Here is a 21,265-nt window from a genome sequence, read left to right as displayed (position 1 = left end):
AACGGGGAGAGGGTTAGGGTGAGGGCGGTCCCCATGGCAAGAGGCCGCGAACCGCGCTGCCAAGACTTACCGCTTCAAACTCCCCAGAATGCCGCGTACCAGCGCCCGGCCGACCTGCGTCGCAACCGTCCGTGCTACGCTCTTCATCGCGGCTTCCACGACGGTTTCGCGCTGATAACCGGACGAACGTCCGCGCGATTGGCCGCGGCTTGGCTGTTCATCATCGCTGCCGCCGAAGCCGGGCAGGCTCCAGCCGGAGGTCGTTCCGGCGCTCGTCTGCTGCGCTTGAGCCTCCTCCTGCGCCCGCTTTGCGGCTTCTGCTTCGGCAGCCTTCCTGGCACGGGCGGTCAGCATTTCGAAGGCGGATTCGCGGTCTACATCCTCGTCATAGACACCGAGCACTGGGCTCCGGTCCATAACCTGCCGGCGTTCCACCTCCGTCACCGGGCCGACGCGGCCGGATGGCGGGCGGATCAGCGTGCGCTCGACGATCGACGGCGCGCCCTTGGTCTCCAGCGTCGAAACCAACGCCTCGCCGGTGCCGAGATTGGTGATCACGGTGGCGCAATCGAAGGCCGGGTTGGGGCGGAAGGTATCGGCGGCTGTCCTCACCGCCTTCTGCTCGCGCGGCGAATAGGCGCGCAGCGCGTGCTGCACGCGGTTGCCGAGCTGGGCGAGCACCGTTTCCGGCACGTCGAGCGGGTTCTGCGTGACGAAATAGACGCCGACGCCCTTCGAGCGGATCAGGCGCACGACCTGCTCGACGCGCTCGGTCAAGACCCGCGGCGCATCATTGAAGAGCAGATGCGCCTCGTCGAAGAAGAAGACGAGCTTCGGCTTGTCCGGATCGCCGATTTCCGGCAGCTCTTCGAAAAGCTCGGAGAGTAGCCAGAGCAGGAAGGTGGCGTAAAGTCTGGGGTTCATCATCAGCTTGTCGGCGGCAAGCACGGAAATCTGGCCGTAGCCGTTATTGCCGGTGCGCATGATGTCGGAAATCTTCAGCGCCGGTTCGCCGAAGAAATGCTCGGCACCCTGCTGCTCGAGAACGAGCAGCGCGCGCTGGATAGAGCCGACGGAAGCCTTGGAAATCAGGCCGAACTGGCTGGAAAGCTCGCTCGCATTCTCGCCCATATAGTTGAGCAGCGAGGAAAAATCCTTGAGGTCGAGCAGCGGCAGGCCTGCCTGATCGGCGATCTTGAAGGCGATGTTGATGACGCCCTCCTGCGGCTCGGAGGCATCCATCAGGCGTGCCAGAAGCAGCGGTCCCATTTCGGCGATCGTGGTGCGGACCCGGTGGCCCTTCTCGCCGAAGAGGTCCCAGAAGATCACCGGGAACTGGTCGAACTCGTAATCGGCAAAACCGATCTGCTCGGCCCGCTTGATGAGGAAATCCTTCGGCTCGCCCTTGGCGGCGATGCCGGAAAGGTCGCCCTTGATGTCGGCGGCAAAGACCGGAACGCCAGCTCTGGAAAAACCTTCCGCCAGCACCTGCAGCGTCACCGTCTTGCCGGTGCCGGTGGCGCCCGTCACCAGGCCGTGGCGGTTGCCGAATTTCAGGTCGAGATATTCCGGCTTGTTGATGCTGTCGTCCGGATTGCGGCTGGCGCCGATGAAAATCTTGCCATCCTCGAGCATGAAACAGTTCTCCCTTGGGCCGATGCCGCCGCTTGCGTTTGAAATGCGGAGATCGCAATAAGCCGCATTCATCTTACTATCGTCCACCTGTTATAAGCAGGGACCGGGATGCCGACAACTGTTTGCATTGAAAGCAAATCCGGGGAAAATGCCCTCTCCCGGCGGCGCGGCTTGAGTTGCAGAAGAAACTCGAATAACGTTGACGTTAACGTCAAAATAACAGGAGGCTGACGATGAATGAAGTTGTGACCCAGATTGCCGATCGCGTGGGTATTGCGCCCGATCTGGCGGAGAAGGCGCTGGGCATGATGCTCGGCTTCCTGCAGCGCGAAGGGGATGACGCCGCAGTCGCCAAGATGATCGAAGCCATCCCGAGCGGCGCCGATCTCGTCGCCCAGTACAACGGCGAAGGTGCCGGCGGCGGCCTGCTTGGCGGTTTGATGGGCGCTCTTGGCGGCGGCGGAATCATGGGCCTCGGCCAGCAACTGATGAGCCAAGGCCTCGGCATGGGCGAAATCACCTCACTCGCCAAGGAAACCATCGCCATCGCCAAGCAATATGCCGGCGAAGAAGTCGTCGACGAAGTCGTCGCCTCGGTCCCGGGCTTGAGCCAGTTCGTTTGATCGCGGAAGTTACGCCGCTTCCAGGGCTCTAAAAAAGCGTGAGGCGAATCGCGTTCGGGTACTGAAGCCGCTCGCATCGGAACGTTGCGAGCGGGTGCTATCAAAGGCATTTCAATCAGATCCAAAATTTTAGATCTTTTGACTCGCTTGGGCCGCCTAAGGTGCGGCTACTTCGCCTTCATCTGCGAGGTACAGGCTGACCAGGCGGATAAGCTCGCTCTGCACGGCCGGGTCCCTTAACGTGCCACGGCGGGCGGCGTTGTGGATGACGCCGTCAATAGCATCGGAGATGACCAACGCGGCTGTGCGGTCGATCATATCGAGCTCGCGTCTCCGATAGGTGGCGACGGCTTTCTCATAGTAGGCGAGATACTCCACCTCAAATGTGCTGTTAGGATTCATGTACCCATCGAAGATGGGGGCGTCATCGAGCAAAACTCTATGGAGCCCGGGGCAGGTGCTATGGGCGGCGATATTCCCTGGACCAGGTTTGCGACGAATTGCGCCGCTGTTAGCCCTTCGATCTGGCACTTCCGCATGACGGCAAGACAATCATTGAGATGACGGCGGCGAATCGCTTCGATCAACGAGAGCTTGTCCGGAAAATACTGGTAGAGCGAGCCAATACTCAACCCGGCCGTGTCAGCGACCTTGTTGGTTGTGAACCCGGCCCACCCTTCGTTACTCAGAATGCGAGCACCGGCCTCAATTATCATTTCAACGGTCGCTCGGGAGCGCGCCTGGCGCGGTTCTTTCCGCATCACCGGCGGCTGCTTTGCAATGCGAGTAGACAACAGAACGTCTCCAGACAGAATATGAGCGTATCACTCGCATTCTAGGAATTTTAAGGGAGTCCGACAATGAGCACATTGCTTCATACTTTGTATGGCTATCATGCATGGGCCAACCGTGACCTATTCGGTAAGTTGGCAACGCTCGACCGGGAGAGGCATAAGGCAGAAATTCATACGGCCTTGCGGCTCATTAACCACTATTATGTCGTCGCCCAAATATTTGCTGCTCATCTGAGCGGCGCTCGGCATCACTATACGTCCGACAATACAATCGAAACTCCGACGCTAGACGTACTGGATGCGGCGGTGAAGGCTTCCGATCAGTGGTATTTGGACTATGTCGGGAAGGTTACGACTGCGGATCTTTCCGAGGCTGTTCAGTTCGCCTTTACGGATGGCGACAAGGGATACATGACGAGAGAGGAGATGCTTACGCACGTTGTGCTGCACGGGGGTTACCACCGGGGCGAGGTCGGCCGGATACTTTCTCAGCTTTCCATTTCACCGCCGTGGGATACTTTTGCGGTCTATCTTCACCGGACCGAACCGGGTCGCCGGCTGCAGGGTGGAAACCAGTCTGTTTCTGCTTGAATCTTCACTTGCGGCTCATTTTTTCTTCACCTGTAGCACGCCAAGCCCATGCCAGTGCCGTCCGTCGCGTTCGATGAGGCCGTCGGCGCAGGCAGGGCCCATGCTGCCGGGGGCGTAGGCTTCCGGGTCGCCGCCCTTCGCCCATAGGTCGAGGAAAGGCTGCACCGCCGCCCAGCCGGCTTCGATGCCGTCGGCGCGCTGGAACAGCGTCTGGTCGCCGATCAGCAGGTCGTAGATGAGGGATTCGTAGCCGGTCATCTTGCCGATGTCGAACTGGTCGGCATAGCGGAAGTCCAGCGAAACCGGCACGGTGTCGACCGAAAGCCCGGGCGATTTGATCGATATCTCCAGGCTCATGCCTTCGTCCGGCTGCACCTGGATGACCAGTTTGTTCGGCGGCAGCCGCCGCGTGACGTCGGTCTCGCGGAACTGTGCGAAGGGCACGGGTTGGAATGTCACGACGATCTCCGTGTCGCGCGCCGTCATCGCCTTGCCGGTGCGCAGGTAGAAGGGCACGCCCGCCCAGCGCCAGGTGTCGGCATAGAGCTTCAGCGCCACGAAGGTCTCGGTCTTGCTGTCCGGCGCCACCTGCGGCGTCTCGTGATAGGCGGGGATTTCCGCGCCGTTCAGCCACCCACCGGAATAGACGCCGCGAACGCCGTGTGCTGCCGCTTCTTCTGGCGTATAGACGCGCAGCGCCTTCAGCACCTTGCTCTTCTCGTTGCGGATCGCTTCGGCGTCGAAGCTGTTCGGCGGCTCCATGGCGATCATGGCGAGCAGCTGGAACAGGTGGTTCGGCACCATGTCGCGCAGCGCCCCCGTCGCGTCGTAGAAGGCGCCGCGGCTGCCGACATCGACGGTTTCGGCCGCCGTGATCTGCACATGATCGATATAGCGGCTGTTCCACAGCGATTCGATCATCATGTTCGCAAAACGCGCCGTGAGCAGGTTCTGGACGGTCTCCTTGCCGAGGAAATGGTCGAGCCGGTAGATCTGGCTCTCGTCGACGTTGCTCAGGATCTGCGCGTTGAGCGCCCGCGCCGAGGCGAGGTCCGTTCCGAAGGGCTTTTCGATGGCGATGCGGCGGAAGGTGTTCTCGTTCTCGGCGGCGAGTCCGTGACCCGCGAGCTTCTCCACGATCCCGCCGAAGAAGCGCGGCGGCACGGCGAGATAGAAAGCCGCATTGCCGCTCGGCGCCGAAGACAGGCGCTTGGCGATCTCCAGATAGATTCCCTCGCCGGTGAAATCACCGGAAATATAGCTGATCCGCTGCCGCAGCCGTGCCCAGGCTGGATCCTTGACGAGCGGTTCGCCATCCCCGAGGCCGGCCAGGAAATCGTCCAGTCGCCCCCGCAGCGTCTCGTCGTCGCCGGGCTCGATGCCGATGCCGAGAATGTCGAGATCGTCGCCGACCATAGCGCCGCGGGTGAGATTGATGATCGCCGGAACGAGAAGCCGTCGGGTAAGGTCGCCGGTCGCCCCGAAGATGACCAGAGTGGTGGGCGGCGTGGGCTTGGCGTTTGGCATGGGGATCGCGCTCCGTGATTGTCAGCGCCGGAATATAAGGCCGCCGGGCGCTACCGCAAGCGTGGTCGGTGGCCTTGCGCAGGCCGCTTACTAGCCCTCCCTCATCAGGTCAGTTGAGGGGAAACATTCCAAGCGCTTCAATCTCAGGCGAGGCTGCGGCAAACACGAGGTTGCCGACTGGCACTGTCATATATTCTTTCCTCATTCCTGTGCCAGGCACAGGAATGAGGGAATCTGTAGTTGCTGCCCTACCAAGCTATCCCTCGGGGAGACGGGCTAACGTCGACAGGAAGCATATACCGCTGCGCGAGATGCTGGCGGCACAGCGCGGCGACTTTGCGGTACCGGCGCACTACTAACCCTTCACCGCCACCAGAAACAGCCGCGGGAAGCGCAGCAGCACCCGCCCGTCCGCCATCTTCGGATAGGCTCTCTCGACACGCGCAAGATAATCCGCAAGAAATGCCTCGCGTTGTTCTTCGCCGGCATGGGCGAGGTAGGGCATCAGACCCGTTCCCTTCACCCATTCGACGATCGCCCCGGCGTTCGCCATCGGGTGGTTGTAGATCGTGTGCCAGATATCGACGCGCGCGGATTTGCCGATCAGGCGGCTGTAATAGGCCGGCGGCGGCGGAAGGGGGTTGCGGCGCACGCTCTTCTTTTCGAACGCCGTCTTCCATGGTCCGGCATGGGCGCTTTCCTCCATCAGCAGATGTGTCGGCTCGCCGAGATTGTCGGGCATCTGCACGGCCAGTACACCGCCCTTGGAAAGCCCGTCCATCAGCCGGTCGAAGATGTCGAGATGGTTTGGCAGCCATTGGAAGACGGCATTGGCGAAGAGCAGATCGGCGGGCTCCTCCGGCTGCCAGATCGCAAGGTCGGCCTCGGTGAAGGCAGTGCCTGGAAGCCGCTTCTGCGCGGCCTCCAGCATGTTGAGGTCGCTGTCGAGCCCGGACACGCCTTCCCTGCCGTAGCGGTCGATGATGAGTTCGGTCGAATTTCCCGGCCCGCAGCCGAGATCGATCGCGCGTTCGACCCGCTCCAGCGGAACCTGCGCCAGGAGATCGCGCGCCGGGCGTGTCCGCTCATCCTCGAACTTCACATATTGGCTGGCGGACCAGGCCATGAGGCACCTCCTGTTATTGTCCCGTTTCCGTGATGCGACGATGGTTCAAGCGCGTCATGCTTAGCAGCAATTCTTGGCGACTTGTATGTGGCGTGTTGCAGCTGTCGTCGAATTGCTGCACGAATGGGTTGCATTATTGATGTCCGCTCATGGCTTGGAGGGATTCATGAGAGCCGGTTTCGTCTTTGCCGCAATCTGTCTGTCGGCCGCCGCAATGCCAGCACGGGCCGGGACGCCGGCTGCTCCGCCGATTTTTCTTGTGGAGGGCATGGGCAATACGCGCGACGGGTATGTGTCCGAGCATCTCGAGCCTTTTGCGGTCTACACCGGCGCCGACCGTACTTTGGATCAAGGCGATATCGACAGGCTCCGGCAGGTCGACGCCGCGCGCCAAAGGGCCGCCGACGCGATGCCATTCTTCGCCGGCGATCTCGATGCCGACGGGCGCATGACGCTCGACGAATACAAGCTCGCCAACCTCTACGAAAGCCGCGAACAGGTCGAACTTGGCATGGAGGCCCGCTTCGCGAATTTTGATCGTAACGGCGACGGTATCGTGACACTCGACGAAGCGCTGACATCGCCGCCGCTGCGGCAAGCGGCGTTGGCTTATGGATTGAGCGGCGCGGATCGCGTCGCCGCCCTGATAGCGCTCGACCCCAACAAGGACGGCAAGCTGACGGAGGACGAGTTCAGGACGCTCCTCCTCTCCGCCTTCGATTTCTACGACAAGGACGGCGACGGTGCTCTTTCGAAAGCCGAAAAGGCGAAGCGCGCCGCAACGGTCAGGCAATACAGGGAAGAGCAGGAGAAACGGGAGAAGCCGTAAGCCGGCATCTGCCGGACTCAGACCGTTGCGTGCCGGTTGACTATCGTTTCAATGCCAGGGACGACCGTCGCGAAACGGTCTGCAATCTCCGCCAGAGCCGTTCGGTGTACCGTCTCGGCCGGGATCATGCCGCCGAGCGGGTCCGGCAGATCGCGGCTCGCAGCAGCGGATGCGATGACGGTCGCCTTGATGCCGAGATCGAGTGCCGCGCGCGCCGTGGCGCTGATGCACATATGCGTCATGAAGCCAACGAGGATCACATCGGAGCGGCCGGTCTGCTCGGCAATTGCTGCGAGAGCCGCGGCAAGCGTGGTTCCGGCAAAGGCATTGGGAAGCGTCTTCGGGATAACGGCCTCACCGCCAGAAGGCGTCAGCGCGGGAATGATCTCCGCACCATACGAGCCGGTCGCGAAGAGGCCGCTGCCCGGGGCGTGGTGAACAATATGAATGATCGGAACGCCATCGCGCCGGGCGGCATCGAGCAGTGCGTGGATTTCTTCGACGGCTGCCGCGACGCCGTGCAGCGGCAGTCCGCCGTCCACATATTCGTTCTGCGCGTCGATCACGACAACGGCCGACTTCGACCAGTCGGCGGTTTTCGGCGTGACGCCCGCATGCTGAAGAAGGGTGAGGGGAACCATTGGCATATCTCCTTGGATGGATGGATAGCCAAGGACGCTAACCGCTTTCCCGCTGCGCGAATACTCGCTATCATATCACAATGACTGAGCAAAAACGCACAGATGTCGATTGGGAGGATTTGCGCTTTTTCGCGGCGCTGGCAAGGCACCGCAGCCTCTCGGCGACGGCGCGGGCGCTGAAGGTCAACCATGCGACCGTTGCACGCCGCATCGCCGCGCTGGAAAGCGTCCTCGGCTTCGCGCTCTTCGAGCGGCGTGCCGACGGCTATCAGCTCAGCCGCCACGGAACCGCGATCCTGTCCGAGGCGGGTGCCATGGAGATTGCTGCATCGGCGATCCGCGACCGGCTGGCTTATACGAATGGCCCGAGCGGCCGTGTGCGGCTGACGACGACCCGTTCCATCGCCGATCTCGTCATCGCGCCGCGGCTCGGTGATGTGCTGGGCGGGCTTGCGAACGTCGAACTCGAAATCGTCACCGATATCCGCGTGCATAGCCTTGCCCAGCGCGAAGCCGATATCGCACTGCGGCTCGGACACCCGAAGGATAGCGATCTGACCGGGAAGCGTGTGGCGACGATCGGATACGCCTTCTATGCATCGAAAGCGGCTGCCGAGACTGTTGATGAAAGCGGCCCAGCCCGGCTCATCGGATTTGACCTGGACACGGATGGCGTTGCCGAAGCCCGCTGGTTGGAAACGAGGTTCGGCCGGGATGCCTTCACCTTCCGCTCGAGCAGCAATATCGTGCAGGCAAGTGCCGCAGCCGCCGGGCTCGGCATCGCCATGCTTCCGCGCTTCGTCGCCGAGCATAACCCGGGTCTGGTCGAGATCGACTATGGCGAGGCCATGCCCGATCGCGAACTCTGGATGCTTGCCCCCGCCAATCTGGTCGATATCCCGCGCATCCGCGCGGTATGGGATGGCTTGGCTCAGGTGTTCTCTGCGTCGAGCGAAAGACTCTAGGCCGGTCCAGCTAGGTCCGTCTTTGCGAAATCGCGCCCTTTGTAAAGGAGAGAAATGCCGAGTGCCCTGGCGCAGGCATAGGAGAAGCAATCGGCGGGATTGAGCTGCGCCGGGTGGCCTCGGCCCCTTCCGTAATCGGCGATGGCTTTGATAGCGAGGCTTGCCGTGCGCTCGTCCATGGGAACAAGTTCGATCCGGGCCTCAGACGGAAACGTGACTGCTGACCAGCCGGCCGTTCCGAAGATCATGGATCATGAGGGCGGGAGGGTCGGTGACAGGCGGTTCGCGTAACGGATCGAGCAGCAAAGGATTGGCGGGACAGATCGAGCCGGATATGTACGCCGGAATACCTGCGATCAGGCTCGCCATTGGCCGATGGACATGACCGCTGCAGATTGCGATGGGGCGTCTTATGCCGCTCGATAGCAGGTCGCTCAGCGCATCCGCACCTACGCACATGACATCATCTAGAGGCGATATGCCGGTAGGGAAGACATGATGATGCATGAAGAGCAACGGTATGGCTGACGGATCGCTCGCCAGAGTCTGCCGCAACCACGGGAGATGTTCCGTGACATCGCCATGGGCGTGTCCGTCGACGCATGTGTCGAGGCCGACGATCAGCGCGGCGCCATGGCGTTCGGCAAAATGCATTCTTTCGCCATCGGCCCAATAGGCGGCCTCGGGCATCGCCGCGCGCATGACTGTGCGGTCGTCCGCGTTGCCGGGGAGGAATGAAGTGCGGCACGCGAGACTTTGCAACGCGGCAGTTATCTGCACGTAGCCTTCCCGCCAGCCGCCGTTGACGAGATCCCCGGACACCACGACGACATCCGGCTGCACCGTGGCCAGCCAGGAAATCGCCCTGTCAAGCCGGGCAAGGTTGTCATTGCTGGGGCTGGCGTGGATATCGCTTATCTGGGCGATCAGCATGGCACCACCACTTCAGAACCGCGTAATCACACTGATCCCGGTTCCTTCCGCCCTGTCCATCGCCATCAGCGCCGGCACCGCCTCTTCCAGGCTGATCGTCCGGCCGATCAGCTTCTGCGGAGCGATCTTGCCGGCGGAAAGCATGGAGAGCATGGCGTCGTAGCGCCAGGCCTGCATGCCGTGGCTGCCGTAGATTTCCAGCTCATGGCTGATCACCTGCGCCATCGGGATTTGCGGCGTCGAATGCTCTCCGAGCATCAGCCCGATCTGCACATGGCGGCCGCGGCGGCGGAGATTCTTGATCGAGTTGAAGCAGGTGACGGGATGGCCGAGCGCGTCGATCGAGACATGCGCGCCACCCTTGGTGATCTCGCGCACGGCTTCTGCGACATCGGCGACAGCCGCCGCGTTGATTGTCGCCACTGCCCCGCATTCGCGCGCAAAGGCAAGCTTCTCCTCGGAAATGTCGATCGCGATCGGATTGGCGCCGAGCGCGCTGGCGATCATGATTGCCGAAAGGCCGACGCCGCCCGCGCCATGGATGGCGATCCACTCGCCGGGTCCGGTGCGCGCCTGGTCGGCAACGGCGCGGAACGAGGTGGCGAAACGGCAACCGAGGCTTGCCGCCGTAGCATCGTCGACGCTGTCGGGCAGATGCACGAGATTGGTGTCGGCATAGTCGATCGCGACATATTCGGCAAACGAGCCCCAACGCGTGAAACCGGGCTGAAACTGGTTCGGGCAGACCTGCTGGTTGCCAGAATGGCATTCGCTGCAATGGCCGCAGCCGGAAACGAAGGGCACGGTCACCCGGTCGCCCGCCTTGAAGCGCATCACGCCCCTGCCGGTGGCGACGATCTGTCCGGCGAGCTCGTGTCCCGGCACATGCGGCAGGCGGATATCCGGATCGTGCCCCATCCAGCCGTGCCAGTCGCTGCGGCAAAGGCCGGTCGCGGCGATGGCGATGACCACGCCGTCCTCGCTCGGCGTGGGGTCAGGCACGGTGCGGATGTCTGGAGCCTGCTCGAAGGCTTCGTAATACATGGCTTTCATCGGACGGCCTCCTGCTCTGTTGTTTGAGATTCCGCCTTTATGATGCCACGTGGAAGCATCTCGCACCAACACACCGTTCGATCATTTTCGCTGATGCACTCATCGTTTTCATGCAGACGGACGCGCATGATTGTTGCGGCGGCATGGCCGGCTGCGGCATTTTTGTTGCGTCCGCTAGGAGCGGCCGAATTTCCGCTTGACCCTGCCTGCCGGGAAGGATTTTGCTTCTCCGACTTTTGGGAGGAAAAGATCATGCCCGTCGATACATCGCCCCGCACGGCCACCTGGACCCATGTCGAGGGCGAGTGGCTTCCCGGAAATCCGCCGCTGATCGGCCCGACCTCGCATGCCATGTGGCTTGCGTCCACGGTCTTCGACGGCGCCCGCTGGTTCGACGGTATTGCGCCGGATCTCGACCTGCACTGCCAGCGCGTCAACCACTCCGCTGTCAACATGGGCCTGAAGCCTCTGAAGACGGCCGAGGAGATTGAGGCGCTTGCCTGGGAGGGGATCGGGAAATTCGACGGCAAAACGCCGATCTACATCAAGCCGATGTATTGGGGCGAGCACGGCTCGCCGGGTAGCGTCGTCTCCGTCGATGCGGAATCGACCCGTTTCGCGCTCTGCCTTTTCGAAGCGCCGATGGGCGGCCACAGCGGCTCGTCGCTGACCGTCTCGCCCTTCCGCCGTCCGTCGCCGGAAACGGCGACGACGGACGCCAAGGCAGGCGGGCTTTATCCGAACAGCGGCCGCGCCATCGCCGAAGCGCGAAGCCGCGGCTTCGACAATGCCCTCATGCGCGACCTGAACGGCAACGTCGCCGAAACGGCATCCTCCAACATCTTCATGGTCAAGGACGGCGTCGTCTCCACGCCTGCCGCCAACCGCACTTTCCTCGCCGGCATCACCCGCGCCCGCGTCATGGGTCTGCTGCGCCAGGCAGGCTTCGACGTGCGCGAAGTGGCGCTTTCCGTCGAAGATTTCATGAATGCCGACGAAATCTTCACCAGCGGCAACTACTCCAAGATCGTCGGCGTCAACCGCCTCGACGGCCGCGATTTCGAAGACGGCCCGGTCACCCGCAAGGCGCTCGATCTCTACATGGACTGGGCCCACGGGCGCACTCATAGCGGCGAGTAGCGATCATGTGCCGGGACCGCGTTTGGGTGGGTCCTCACGAAAAAGGTACGCGTGGGTCCTGCACCAGATAAAACTCGGGAACCGGCGTGACGTCAGTGACAAAAAAGCCAAACGCCGGCCGGTCAAGGGGATCAGCGTGGCCGCTGGTAAAGCGCAGCCGGTCAAAGCTCTCGAAGCGGTTCTCGAAACGGGCAAACCGGCTGGACGAAATGAAGTCCGGATTGGGGTTGGTCTGATCGAACGACAGACCGTCGTAGAACTCGCTTGGTTTGCCGAGAATCTCTTGAAGTTCGAATTCGAACTCGATCCAGGCTAATCCGCTCTTGTTCAGGGCGACAACGCGCAAGTGGAAGGCCCCCTCGGGAAACCCGTGATATTGAATTGGCCTTGCGGCCCTGATCACCAGAGTGACGGGGCTGGCCGAGTCGAGTTCCTCGTTGATTTCGATCGGATCGGCTTTTGTACCTGAGCCTGTCACTGACAGGATGCGGAAGCTGCCAAGCTCATCGGAGAAGGAATAACCCCCAGCATACCAGCGTCCGTCGTCAGCCGGTCCGGCACTGATGAGCGACAGTGTCAGCAACGCAGCCAGGATTCGCAGGTGAGGCGTCATCGATCGAGTTCCTTCAGGAGAGTATCGCAGCCGCGCGGCGAATTTCAAGCGCTCAGCAGGCGTAAGATGGCGGAGCTCGATTGCAGACCCCCCGGGAGGAACATTAGCCCACCGTCCTCGTTTGGCGTCTATCACGCAAAATGAGGGACGTATCATGTCCGACAACCCGTTCGATACCAGCCGCGGCAATGGCGGCGAGACGCATCAGCGTATCCCCGAGAAAGGTCCGCACGAGGGCCTCGATCACCTGACCACAAATCAGGGCATACGGATTTCTGACAATCAGAACAGCCTGCGCTCGGGCACGCGAGGCCCGACGCTGCTCGAGGATTTCGTGCTGCGCGAGAAGATCTTCCATTTCGACCATGAGCGGATCCCGGAGCGGATCGTCCATGCCCGCGGTTCCGCAGCACACGGGTATTTCGAACTGACGGAATCGCTTTCCGGCATCACCAAGGCCGACCTTTTCCAGCGCAAGGGCGAGAAGACGCCGGTCTTCGTGCGCTTCTCGACGGTTGCCGGCGGTGCCGGTTCGGTCGACACCCCGCGCGACGTTCGCGGCTTTGCGGTCAAGTTCTATACGAAGGAAGGCAATTGGGATCTGGTCGGCAATAATATCCCGGTCTTCTTCATTCAGGATGCCATCAAGTTTCCCGATCTCGTCCACGCGGTGAAGATGGAGGCCGACCGTGCCTATCCGCAGGCCGGCAGCGCTCATGACACCTTCTGGGACTGGGCGTCGCTGATGCCCGAAAGCACCCACATGCTGATGTGGGCGATGTCCGACCGCGCCATCCCGCGCTCCTTCCGGATGATGCAGGGCTTCGGCGTCCACACGTTCCGTTTCATCGATAAGACTGGAAAGTCGACCTTCGTGAAGTTCCACTGGAAGCCGAAGCTCGGTCTCCAATCGACCGTCTGGGACGAGGCGCTGAAGCTGCAGGCGGCCGATAACGATTTCCATCGCCGCGATCTCTATGAGGCGATCGAAGCCGGAAACTTCCCGGAATGGGAACTCGGCCTGCAGCTTTTCGACGAGGATTTCGCCGGCAAGCAGCCCTATGACGTGCTCGATGCCACCAAGATCATCCCGGAGGAAGTGCTGCCGCTGAAAATCGTCGGCCGCCTCGTGCTGGAGCGCAACCCGGACAATTTCTTTGCCGAGACCGAACAGGTTGCTTTTTGCCCTGCCAATATCGTGCCCGGCGTCGATTTCACCAATGACCCGCTGCTGCAGGGGCGCCTCTTTAGCTATCTCGACACGCAGAAATCGCGCCTCGGCACAGCGAATTTCCATCAGCTGCCGATCAACGCGCCGAAATGTCCGGTCATGAACTTCCAGCGTGACGGACAGATGCAGATGAATGTCCCGGCGGGCCGCGCCAATTACGAGCCGAACAGCCTTGTGACGCATGGCGAGGGTGGCGGACCACGCGAATGTCCCGTAACCGGCTTCCCGACGTTCAAAGCTGCAACCGGAACCGAGGAACAGGGCGACAAGCTGCGCATCCGCGCCGAACTTTTCGCCGACCACTACAGCCAGGCGCGGCTGTTCTGGAAATCGCAGACGCATTCGGAACAGGCCCATATCGCCTCGTCCTTCGTCTTCGAGCTTTCCAAGGTCGGCCTGAAGCAAGTGCCGCCGCGCATGGTCGGTAACCTCTTGAACGTCGATCCCGAGCTTGCCAAGCGTGTCGCCGAAGGTCTCGGCATTGACTTGCCAGAGAAGAATCCCGCCGCCCGCGAGCCGGTCGACATGGCCCCTTCGCCGGCGCTTTCGATCCAGAAGAACATGAAGCAGACGGTCGAAGGCCGTAAGATCGGCATCCTGATCGCCGACGGCAGCGACGCCCACGCCCTGCAATCTCTGGTGAACTCGATCGAGGATGCGAATGCGACGGCCTTTGTCGTTGCCCCGAAGGTCGGGAAGGTAAGGCTGTCGGACGGCAGCGTCATAAAAGCCGATGGCCAGCTCGCAGGTTCTCCGTCGCAGATATTCGACGCTGTGGCGGTTCTCCTATCCGGAGAGGGAACCGGGATCTTGCTGAAGGAAGGTGCCGCGGTGCAATGGGTGATGAATGCCTTCGTGCACCTGAAGGCGATCGGCTACACGCAGGAAGCCTTGCCCCTGCTTCACAAGGCCGGCGTCGAACCGGATGAGGGCGTGATCATCTTGGACGGCGGCGCATTCCTCGATGCTGCCGCCAAGCGCTACTGGTACCGCGAGCCGAATGTGCGCATGCTGGCGTGAGTATTGGCCTGATCTGCCGTGTCGCCCCTCATCCGCCCTTCGGGCACCTTCTCCCCTCGGGAGAGGGTAGGGTGAGGGGCTTCCGCCACGAACTATCATAAGTTGTCCTCCCTCGGCCGCACCGTCCACGCATAGGCCGCACCCGCCAGGAGCAGCACGCAGGTGCCGAGAAAGACCGCCCTCATGCCGATATGGCCGCCGACGAATCCGCCGAGCACGGGTCCGGCGACCTGGCCGGCATATTGCGTCGAGATCGAAAGCCCGAGAATGCTACCGGCGGCGCTGTCCGGCACGCTGTGGCGGATGACGGCGGTGATGCAGGGCAGCAGTCCGCCGAGCGCAATGCCCATCAGGAGGCGCAGCACGATCAGCTGCCAGGGCTCGGTGACGAAGGCCTGCGGAACCAGGAGGAGGCCCGCAACGGCAAGCGCACCAGCGATCACCGGCCAGTGCCCGATCCGGTCGGCGAGCTTGCCGAGGCGCGACGCCGAAAGGATGCTGCCGAGTGCCGCCGCCGACATGACGATGCCGGCGGTCATCGTCACCTGCCCCTGGTTCTCCACCAGCTGCGCCACATAGACGGTGATGATCGGCTCGATCGACATGTTGGCGAGCATCAAAAGCAGGCCGGTCGCAAGCATGGCGACCACCGGGCCCTTGTCCGGGATCGCGCGCCAGCCGCCGCTAGCTTTCGCCGCCTGTTTGCGGGCAGGGGACTTCTCCTCCTTGATCAGGAAGGCGGTCGCGAGAAACGCGAGGAAAATCACGCTGCCTGCCGCGAGAAACGTGCCGCGGATGCCGATGACGGGCGGCAGCGCCCCGCCGATCAACGGCCCGACGAGATTGCCCGCCATGATGCCCGAGGACAGCACCCCGAGCGCCCAGGCCGAGCGGTCCTTCGGCGTCTGCGTCGCGACCAGCACCATGGAGCCCGAGGCATAGCCGCCCGCAAGCCCGACGAAAAGCCTGAGCGCCACCAGCTGCCAGACGTTCCCCGCCATGCCCATCAGCGAGATGGCGATCGTCATGCCCAGACTGGCGCGCACCAGCATCAGCTTGCGCCCGTAGATGTCGCCGAGCCGCCCCCAGAGCGGTGCCACAAGCGCGGCGGCGAAGAAGGTCGCGCCATAGGCAATGCCCGACCACTGCACGATCGCCGCATGGTCGCCGACGCCGAGTTCCTCGATATAGAGCGGCAGGAAGGGAAGCAGCAGCGTCATCGCCACGATGGTGGTGAAGGAACCGGTCAGCGAAATGGCGAGGTTGCGTTTCCAGTAGGCTGACCTGGCCGCCGCGTCCGCCGCGTCCATCTGCGTCTCTGTCATGTCGGGATCTCTATGGGTACTGTTTTGGAAGAGGCACGAGCCTACGCCCCGCCGGCTCCGGTGCCAAGGACGGATCGAGCCGCAACCGTCCGGCGATTTGCGCCTGGTGTCCTTTTCTGCTATAAACTGGTTGCGATCTGCAATCGGATTTGAAGAGGAGGAGAACTGCGATGACGATCCGCGAAGAAACCGTCCGTGGCCTCTACGACGCCTATGTCCAAGGCCGGAAGGACATCGTCCGGGACATGCTGAGCGACGATTTTACCTTCTCCAGCCCGCGCGACGACCATATCGGTCGCCACGAATATTTCGACCGATGCTGGCCGGAACCGCCGCCGTTTCGCGGCATGGAGATCGAATTCCTGGAGATCGACGGCGAGGAAGCCGTCGTCCGCTACCGTGCCGCAAAGCACGACGGCAGCGCCTTCCGCAACATGGAAACGCTGCGCTTCAAAGACGGCAAGCTTGCTGCAGTGGAGGTTTATTTCGGGCGGGAAGCTTAGTTGTGGGAGTGGTATCACAGCTCTGCATTCCGCCCCTCACCCTGCCCTCTCCCCGAGGGGAGAGGGTGGCCCGGAGGGTCGGATGAGGGGGTGAGCGACGCAAGGCGCGAACGTCGAAGCAATAAGCGATGACCGACATCTTGGAAGGCTGTGCCGCTCATCCCCTAGAAAAACCGCATCGCCGTCGTCGAGATGATGACGAGCGAGACGGTGATCATCAAGGGCTTGACCGGCAGGCGCCTGACGAGCATCGCGCCGAGCGGCGCGGCGATTACGCCGCCGACGATGAGGCCGATCGCCGAGCTCAGCTCTGACCAGCCGAGCGTCAGGATGAAGGTGAGCGAGATGATCGTGGTCACTGCGAATTCGGTGAGGCTGGTGGAGCCGATCACCTTTTTCGGATCGTGCCCGCGGCCGACGAGCGTGCTGGTAACGATCGGACCCCAGCCGCCGCCGCCGATCGCGTCGAGCACACCGCCGCCAAGCCCGACGGGCGGCACGATCCAGTCCTTGACGTCGCGCGGCCAGCGCGGCTGGAACGCCTTGAAGAGAATGATGAGGCCGACCGCGATCAGATAGGCCGAAACGAAGGGCTCGATCGCCTTGCCGTCGACATTGGCGAGAATATAGGCCCCGACCGCCCCTCCGATCATGCCCGCAGGCGCCAGCCGCACCACGAGCTTCCAGTCGACATTGCGGTGATAGACATGCGATGCGCCCGACGCCGCGGTCGTGAAGATCTCCGCCACATGCGTCATCGCGCTGGCATTGGCGACCGGCACGCCAAGCGCCAGGAGGCTCGTCGTCGAGAGCACCCCGAACGCCATGCCGAGTGCGCCGTCGACGATTTGCGCGCAGAAACCGACCAGCACGAAGAAGATGAAATCAAGCGTCATAAAAGTCCCCGAACCGGCGGCTTCCCCACTCAACACATGGCGGGCGAGAAAAGTTCCTTCCGCACCGTTCGACGAGCCTTGCTTCAGGCCCAAGTCGCGCGCGATAAGGCCTTTTATTTGTGATCATCATTCTCGTGCCGCCCGCTAACGAATCTGATGGATATCGAGACTGTCCACCACTTATTTCTTGTAGAGGGATTATGCGTTGGTCTGGACGGTGCGCGCCATTGGCTGCGGCTAACCCAATTGAACCGCTTTATCTGGCCCGGCTATGACTTTCGTCCACGGCCTGATGATCCCAACGCGTTGATTACGGGTTCATTCCCGAGGATTTCTTCAGCTAGGTCGAAGCTGCAATCGTCGCGGAAAATAAAAGGACGAGGCTCTCTCTCGCCGCGGGATGAAGAGCCTTGGCGTTCTGATTCGAACTGTGGAATTTTGCTACATAATTCTGACCTTAACCATATCACTTAGGCTTTCGTTCATCCTCCCGCATCAGTTTGCGCCCCGGTGGCTGGGAACCAACCATTGAGGATCGGAAGCTATGACCCATGTACTCGTGCTCTTCTCGGCTGTAACCGCGATCGTCGTATCGGTATCGGCAATCGGCTCCAAGCCGGCGCCGGACAATCCGGCGTGGCCGGAAATCCACCCGGTGAAGACCTCGCGCGTTCTGCCCGCGCCTGCGCGTTGATGACTGCGCGTTGATGAACGGGCAATTCATTATCGGTTCAGGGCCGCGGGGCTAAATCTCGCTTCGGCTGGATTTATGGAGACACGCAATGAAGATTATCTCGCTGGCAGCAGCGCTCGTTATCGGAGGCCTTTCGGCAGTTTCCGCCGAAGCGATGCCGATGGCGCCGGCGCATGCCGAACCCGCCGCCCCGTCTGCCATCACCAAGGTCGACTATGCCTGCGGCCCGGGCTGGCGTCTGACCCGCTGGGGCGAATGCCGCCCGCGCTTCTACCGCCCGCCGCCGCGTTACTGGGGTCCGCCGCCCCAGCGCTGGGGTTGGGGCTGGGAGCGCCCGCGTCACCATCGCCACGACCGCGACCGTGACTGGGGCCGCCACGACCGCTATGACCGCTACGAGCGCAGCAGCTTCTGAGCGGCGCAGCGATCGGTAAACGCTGAGATTGGCGAAGCCGGGACGAAATGTTGCCCCGGCTTTATTTTGTCTTCCGGGCCGCCACCTTTTCCGGCGCCGTCGCCAGCGCGAATTTTCTGATTTCTTCCGGCGTCAGATAATAGAGCCGGTCGGGCGGCGTCTCCATCGCATGCAGCCACAGGCCGGGCTTGATGCCCATCTCGCCGAGATGGCGGGTGACGCCGGCTGTCGTGCGCTGCGCCTCTGACATGGCGCGCTCCGGCGAAAGCTTCTCCTTCGAACCGTTGAAGACCTGATGCACGCCGATGACGGCGCCGTTCTCGGCCTCGCGGGTCACGCCGCCGGCCATGATGATCGGGCAGGAGGAGGCGCAGAGCGCGCCGCCCGCCACCCTTGTGCCGATCTTCCGTTCGCGGATGAGCTTCGACATCGCCAGCGCATCGCCGACGGCCCCGCCCGGCGAATCCAGCGAAACGGTCTTTACATATTCGCCGCGCGCCGCGATCTCCTTTTCGAAGCGGGCGGCCGCACCCGACTCGATCGCCCCTTGCGCCAGAAGCACGCCACCCGGCTTGAGCTCGAAGCGGATCGGCTGCTTGAGGAGCTCGATGCCGGTGGTGATCTCGGAGGGTGCTGCCTGCGGCCCGCCCTCCGTCAGCGCCGGCGGCAGCACCGGCATCGTCTCCGGCTGCGCCGGGTCGAAGCCCGGACGTTCCGCATTGGCGGCGCTGATTTCGCGCCAGTCGATGACGGCAAGCACGATCGCCGCAGAAAGCAGGGCGTGGAAAACATGCCGCATCAGCGCGCCGTCATCTGCCGAAAGCACGTAATCTTTCAGCCGCCGTCCTGCAGTCTCCAGCCTCATGCGGGCGGTCCCTTCCTCGGGCCTTTGCCGGAAAGATCGAAGCTCGCAATGTTCGATTGGTCCGGCGTTTCGCTTTTCTCTGCCTCGGCGAGCGCGGTTTCGAGATCGACGCCGCTCTGCCGGACGGCCCGCTGCACCTCCAGCGCCTGCAGAAGCTCGGCCGCGGTGATGCGCTCGGCAAACGGCAGGCGCTGTTCCTGGCGCCGCAACGTCGAGTGGACGATCGACAGCATGAAGATCAGCACCGCCGGCAGGATATCGATCGAGATTGCGCCGGCCCAGCTCGGGATGAAGTCGGACGCATAGCGCAGCACCGCTTCGGCCGAGGAGAGCGGCACGAACCGCCGTTCGGCGACCCGTTGGCGCGAAAGGATCTGGTCGGCGGCCTGTGACAGCACCTTGGATTGCGCCGCGACCGAGGATCGGATCGTCTCCATGACCTGATCCTGCCTTGTGGCAAGATCCGCCTCGCGGCCATCGGCGACGGGGGCGATGAAGCCGAGCGAAAGGTCTTCCGCCGCCCGCTTCACCGACGGCGCGATGGAGGTCTGCTCCAGCGAGGTGATGACGCCGGAAAGCCCGACGACTTCGGCGGCGAACTGGTCGGCGCGCGGATCGATGGCGCCCGGGGCCGAAACCAGCTTGCGCATCGTTTCCAGGTGCTTGCGGCCTTCGTCGAACAGCGAGGTGACGCGCTCGCGCGAGGCAGTGATGCCGTTTTCGAGCTCCGTCAGCTGCGATGCCATCTGCGACAGAAGCTGCACGACGCTGCCGGCGCCGGTCGTGCCGGTCAGCGCGCCGGTTTCCCGCTCCTGGTCGGCCAGCCGCTCGAATCGCTCCTGCGTGCGCTGGATGTCCGGCAGCAGGCTTTGCGCCGCCAGCGCGTTCTGATGCGCCTTGTCGAGGTCGGCGGTGTAATCCTCCAGCGTCTCGGCAAGATGCTGTTCGAGTGCGGCCGAGCCCGCGAGTGCTGCCGCGTTCAGCCAGCTCGACATGGCGATGATCATCGCACAGCCGAGGGCCATGACGCCCAGCATCGCACCGCGTCCCGCGGCACCCGTCACATGCGGATAGAAGCGCGCCATGTAGGTCCAGAAGGCATAGATTGCCACCGAGACCGCGCTGGAATAGATGAGGGCGGCGAAGAAGACGGCCGTCGCCGAACCGTCGAGGATGCTGCGCACGCCGAGATACGTGTAGACGCCGGATGCGAGCGCTAGGACGGCGAACGCGAAACGCGTCATTGTTTCGACGGCGTCGATGCCGTCCTGCAGGCGATGGGATGCGCCGAGCGCCATGGGTTTCCTCCCGGTGGTATCCTGTTAAGAAACCATTAAAATCCCGGCGAAAACAAGGCCCGCAAAAGCAGCGGATCGCTTACGCCGCTGGAGGTATGCCGGGCGCGCGGCGCGCCTTACTCTTCCGGAAGCAGGTTGAGGGTCGGCGTGTCCAGTTCGCTGCCGATTTCCACGGCTTTCGATTGTTTGTCATAAACGCAGATATGGGTGACGAAGCCGTTGGCGCCTTTCGGCCTGCCCGTCACCAGCGCCAGCCCGTAATGCTCGCTGCCGAACGGATCGACGACCGCCCGTGCATCCGCGATGGATGCGGCCGCCGCTTGCCTGCACTTGGCCTCCACATCAGCGGCAAATTCCTTCCATGCCTCGTCGGAGGACGCCTGGGCGCCGCCTGCGGTCAAAAAAACGAGGATCGCTGCGGAAAGACGGATATTATTCCTCTGCATCTTGGTTCCCTTGGGCCATGGTGTCTGCCGGAAGCGCGGCTGCATGCCGATGATGGGCGATTTTGGCCGCCGAAGCCAGATCTGCGGGCGAGGCAAATTTTC

24 protein-coding genes are annotated in these 21,265 nt (G+C 62.6%); 9 read left to right on the top strand and 15 right to left on the bottom strand.

Translation table 11 applies throughout. The features are described 5' to 3' along the window. Window positions 1–66: 66 nt before the first annotated feature. Window positions 67–1,635, bottom strand: a complete 1,569-nt coding sequence (locus BN1800_RS29900) for a helicase HerA-like C-terminal domain-containing protein (protein WP_027507608.1) — start codon at window positions 1,633–1,635, stop codon at window positions 67–69. A gap of 233 nt (window positions 1,636–1,868) precedes the next feature. Between BN1800_RS29900 and BN1800_RS29895 the strand changes: the two genes are divergently transcribed. After that, window positions 1,869–2,258: a hypothetical protein gene (locus BN1800_RS29895; RefSeq protein ID WP_027507607.1), complete on the top strand. Its 390-nt coding sequence runs from the start codon at window positions 1,869–1,871 to the stop codon at window positions 2,256–2,258. 156 nt (window positions 2,259–2,414) lie between these two features. On the opposite strand, the gene BN1800_RS43680 is transcribed toward BN1800_RS29895, so the two are convergent. Together BN1800_RS43680 and BN1800_RS43675 are read right to left on the bottom strand one after the other, a co-directional pair. Further along, on the bottom strand, window positions 2,415–2,660 hold the full coding sequence (locus tag BN1800_RS43680) for a hypothetical protein (protein WP_425299076.1): 246 nt from the start codon (window positions 2,658–2,660) through the stop codon (window positions 2,415–2,417). Beyond that, entirely contained in the window at window positions 2,657–2,974 is a 318-nt protein-coding gene (locus BN1800_RS43675; RefSeq protein ID WP_342210319.1) for a TetR/AcrR family transcriptional regulator, read from the bottom strand. The genes BN1800_RS43680 and BN1800_RS43675 overlap by 4 nt, the downstream gene beginning before the upstream one ends. 144 nt (window positions 2,975–3,118) lie before the next feature. Here BN1800_RS43675 and BN1800_RS29885 point away from each other — a divergent pair, with 144 nt between their 5' ends. Then, window positions 3,119–3,643 carry a DinB family protein gene (locus BN1800_RS29885; RefSeq protein ID WP_027507605.1) on the top strand — a complete coding sequence of 175 codons (525 nt, stop codon included), beginning with the start codon at window positions 3,119–3,121 and terminating at the stop codon, window positions 3,641–3,643. Between the two features lie 15 nt (window positions 3,644–3,658). Here BN1800_RS29885 and zwf read toward each other — a convergent pair whose 3' ends face one another. Both zwf and tam read right to left on the bottom strand, forming a co-directional pair. Continuing rightward, window positions 3,659–5,170: a glucose-6-phosphate dehydrogenase gene (gene zwf, locus BN1800_RS29880; RefSeq protein ID WP_087002630.1), complete on the bottom strand. Its 1,512-nt coding sequence runs from the start codon at window positions 5,168–5,170 to the stop codon at window positions 3,659–3,661. A 355-nt stretch (window positions 5,171–5,525) separates the two neighbouring features. Continuing rightward, window positions 5,526–6,296: a trans-aconitate 2-methyltransferase gene (gene tam / locus BN1800_RS29875; protein WP_087002628.1), complete on the bottom strand. Its 771-nt coding sequence runs from the start codon at window positions 6,294–6,296 to the stop codon at window positions 5,526–5,528. A 166-nt stretch (window positions 6,297–6,462) separates the two neighbouring features. On the opposite strand from tam, the gene BN1800_RS29870 reads away from it, so the two are divergent. Further along, window positions 6,463–7,125, top strand: a complete 663-nt coding sequence (locus BN1800_RS29870) for an EF-hand domain-containing protein (RefSeq protein WP_179213923.1) — start codon at window positions 6,463–6,465, stop codon at window positions 7,123–7,125. Window positions 7,126–7,142: 17 nt separating this feature from the next. Here the strand turns inward: BN1800_RS29870 and BN1800_RS29865 are convergent, their stop codons facing one another. After that, a complete protein-coding gene (locus BN1800_RS29865) occupies window positions 7,143–7,766 on the bottom strand; it encodes a cysteine hydrolase family protein (RefSeq protein ID WP_087002625.1) in 624 nt (207 codons plus the stop codon). 80 nt (window positions 7,767–7,846) lie between these two features. Between BN1800_RS29865 and BN1800_RS29860 the strand changes: the two genes are divergently transcribed. Further along, window positions 7,847–8,731: a LysR family transcriptional regulator gene (locus tag BN1800_RS29860; RefSeq protein ID WP_087002623.1), complete on the top strand. Its 885-nt coding sequence runs from the start codon at window positions 7,847–7,849 to the stop codon at window positions 8,729–8,731. On the opposite strand, the gene BN1800_RS29855 is transcribed toward BN1800_RS29860, so the two are convergent. Genes BN1800_RS29855 through BN1800_RS29845 form a run of 3 tightly spaced genes read right to left on the bottom strand, consistent with a single transcriptional unit; the run spans window position 8,728 to window position 10,717 of the window. Next, a complete protein-coding gene (locus tag BN1800_RS29855; RefSeq protein ID WP_087002621.1) occupies window positions 8,728–8,979 on the bottom strand; it encodes a PIN domain-containing protein in 252 nt (83 codons plus the stop codon). The two genes, BN1800_RS29860 and BN1800_RS29855, sit on opposite strands and share 4 nt — an antisense overlap. Further along, window positions 8,933–9,664: a metallophosphoesterase gene (locus BN1800_RS29850; protein WP_027507599.1), complete on the bottom strand. Its 732-nt coding sequence runs from the start codon at window positions 9,662–9,664 to the stop codon at window positions 8,933–8,935. Before BN1800_RS29850 ends, BN1800_RS29855 begins: the two co-directional genes overlap by 47 nt. A 12-nt stretch (window positions 9,665–9,676) precedes the next feature. Then, the gene (locus BN1800_RS29845; protein ID WP_087002619.1) at window positions 9,677–10,717 is read right to left on the bottom strand and encodes a zinc-dependent alcohol dehydrogenase family protein; all 1,041 of its coding nucleotides are present in this window, start codon (window positions 10,715–10,717) and stop codon (window positions 9,677–9,679) included. A 252-nt stretch (window positions 10,718–10,969) separates the two neighbouring features. Between BN1800_RS29845 and BN1800_RS29840 the strand changes: the two genes are divergently transcribed. Next, the gene (locus tag BN1800_RS29840) at window positions 10,970–11,857 is read left to right on the top strand and encodes a branched-chain amino acid aminotransferase (protein WP_087002657.1); all 888 of its coding nucleotides are present in this window, start codon (window positions 10,970–10,972) and stop codon (window positions 11,855–11,857) included. Between the two features lie 34 nt (window positions 11,858–11,891). Here BN1800_RS29840 and BN1800_RS29835 read toward each other — a convergent pair whose 3' ends face one another. Then, entirely contained in the window at window positions 11,892–12,470 is a 579-nt protein-coding gene (locus BN1800_RS29835) for a hypothetical protein (protein WP_087002617.1), read from the bottom strand. 154 nt (window positions 12,471–12,624) lie between these two features. On the opposite strand from BN1800_RS29835, the gene BN1800_RS29830 reads away from it, so the two are divergent. Then, the gene (locus BN1800_RS29830; RefSeq protein WP_087002615.1) at window positions 12,625–14,721 is read left to right on the top strand and encodes a catalase; all 2,097 of its coding nucleotides are present in this window, start codon (window positions 12,625–12,627) and stop codon (window positions 14,719–14,721) included. Window positions 14,722–14,816: 95 nt separating this feature from the next. Here BN1800_RS29830 and BN1800_RS29825 read toward each other — a convergent pair whose 3' ends face one another. Next, the gene (locus BN1800_RS29825) at window positions 14,817–16,046 is read right to left on the bottom strand and encodes a multidrug efflux MFS transporter (RefSeq protein WP_087002613.1); all 1,230 of its coding nucleotides are present in this window, start codon (window positions 16,044–16,046) and stop codon (window positions 14,817–14,819) included. A 170-nt stretch (window positions 16,047–16,216) separates the two neighbouring features. Here BN1800_RS29825 and BN1800_RS29820 point away from each other — a divergent pair, with 170 nt between their 5' ends. Continuing rightward, window positions 16,217–16,549 (top strand): nuclear transport factor 2 family protein, encoded by a 333-nt coding sequence (locus tag BN1800_RS29820; protein WP_087002612.1) that lies wholly within the window; start codon window positions 16,217–16,219, stop codon window positions 16,547–16,549. A 164-nt stretch (window positions 16,550–16,713) separates the two neighbouring features. Here the strand turns inward: BN1800_RS29820 and BN1800_RS29815 are convergent, their stop codons facing one another. Beyond that, entirely contained in the window at window positions 16,714–17,445 is a 732-nt protein-coding gene (locus BN1800_RS29815) for a sulfite exporter TauE/SafE family protein (protein WP_027507592.1), read from the bottom strand. A gap of 544 nt (window positions 17,446–17,989) precedes the next feature. On the opposite strand from BN1800_RS29815, the gene BN1800_RS41620 reads away from it, so the two are divergent. Continuing rightward, a complete protein-coding gene (locus BN1800_RS41620) occupies window positions 17,990–18,139 on the top strand; it encodes a hypothetical protein (protein WP_165928111.1) in 150 nt (49 codons plus the stop codon). Between the two features lie 88 nt (window positions 18,140–18,227). Further along, complete coding sequence (locus BN1800_RS29810) at window positions 18,228–18,554, top strand: GCG_CRPN prefix-to-repeats domain-containing protein (protein WP_087002610.1); 327 nt, start codon at window positions 18,228–18,230, stop codon at window positions 18,552–18,554. 61 nt (window positions 18,555–18,615) lie between these two features. Here the strand turns inward: BN1800_RS29810 and BN1800_RS29805 are convergent, their stop codons facing one another. The 3 genes from BN1800_RS29805 to BN1800_RS29795 all read right to left on the bottom strand — a co-directional run bounded on the left by BN1800_RS29805 (window position 18,616) and on the right by BN1800_RS29795 (window position 21,163). Next, window positions 18,616–19,419, bottom strand: a complete 804-nt coding sequence (locus tag BN1800_RS29805; protein ID WP_087002608.1) for a COG3904 family protein — start codon at window positions 19,417–19,419, stop codon at window positions 18,616–18,618. Further along, window positions 19,416–20,717 (bottom strand): hypothetical protein, encoded by a 1,302-nt coding sequence (locus tag BN1800_RS29800; RefSeq protein ID WP_143534145.1) that lies wholly within the window; start codon window positions 20,715–20,717, stop codon window positions 19,416–19,418. Before BN1800_RS29800 ends, BN1800_RS29805 begins: the two co-directional genes overlap by 4 nt. A gap of 116 nt (window positions 20,718–20,833) precedes the next feature. Beyond that, entirely contained in the window at window positions 20,834–21,163 is a 330-nt protein-coding gene (locus BN1800_RS29795) for a hypothetical protein (protein WP_087002655.1), read from the bottom strand. Between the last annotated feature and the right edge of the window lie 102 nt (window positions 21,164–21,265).

It is taken from the genome of Rhizobium sullae (assembly GCF_900169785.1).
Taxonomy (GTDB): Bacteria; Pseudomonadota; Alphaproteobacteria; order Rhizobiales; family Rhizobiaceae; genus Rhizobium; species Rhizobium sullae.
This window is presented reverse-complemented; position numbering and strand designations above follow the sequence as displayed.